This window comes from Novosphingobium percolationis, assembly GCF_020179425.1.
Lineage (GTDB): Bacteria > Pseudomonadota > Alphaproteobacteria > Sphingomonadales > Sphingomonadaceae > Novosphingobium > Novosphingobium percolationis.
The window spans coordinates 1-971 of the sequence record NZ_JAILYM010000026.1 but is presented as its reverse complement, the minus strand read 5'-3'; the positions used below and the strand labels follow the sequence as shown (position 1 = coordinate 971).

At 57.8% G+C, this 971-nt stretch carries 1 pseudogene; it reads left to right on the top strand.

Going from position 1 to position 971, the window contains the following annotated elements:
- Positions 1–278: 278 nt before the first annotated feature.
- Positions 279–842 (top strand): annotated as a pseudogene (locus tag K3A84_RS20255) (NAD(P)/FAD-dependent oxidoreductase); the annotation flags it as partial.
- Positions 843–971: the final 129 nt, after the last annotated feature.

Here is a 971-nt window from a genome sequence, read left to right as displayed (position 1 = left end):
TGCCGCCGCGAACCTAAGCCTCTGCAAGCTCAACCAAACCCAAAAATGTAGTGGTAACACTCGCGCCGGTGCGTGCATGTCATTGAACAAAAATGCCTTTTCCAAAAGCACTGTTCAAGTTGGGTCTGATGCTCTGGACGGACTTTGCATCACGATTGCGCCGGAAGATTGAGGGCACTTGAGTTCGCAAAGAGAGCTCAATCAGGCTCTTGCCGTTAACCGACGGCGTGACAAGCAAAGCACGGCTTATGTAATCCTGTAAGGAAGCTATCTATCCCATGAGCGAGCGGTACGATGTTCTTATTGTTGGGGCCGGGCATGGGGGAGCTCAAGCCGCGCTCGCGCTGCGCCAGCATAAATATGCGGGAAGTGTGGCACTGCTGGGAGATGAGCCAGATCCGCCATATGAACGCCCGCCGCTCTCCAAGGAATATTTCTCAGGCGAAAAGAGCTTCGAAAGAATTCTCATTCGACCTCAGGCAATCTGGGCCGAGCGCGATATCGAGTTGCAGCTCCTGCGACGGGTTGTGGCCGTCGATCCGGCGGAGCAAAATGTTGTGCTCTCCGACGGAAGCCGCATTGGCTATGGCAAGCTGATCTGGGCAACTGGCGGTGCGCCTCGTCGCTTGAGCTGTTCGGGAAGCGATCTCATGGGTGTCCACAACGTCCGCACTCGTGCTGACGCTGACCGCATGCTGGCCGAGACGCCGAAAGTGCAGAATGTCGTGGTGATCGGTGGCGGGTATATCGGCCTCGAGGCGGCTGCGGTACTCGCCAAGCTCGGCAAGCAAGTGACGGTGCTGGAAGCGATGGATCGTGTGCTGGCAAGGGTCGCTGGTGAACCGGCTCTGTTGCAAAGATTGGCGGCAGTCAGAGGTAGGCTGTCGCTCTGCGCCGATCAGGCGGCTGCTGCGAAATGGTGGTTGAGCATGCCCATGGCCTCCGTCAGCGCCGAGGGCCCAATGCCAAAA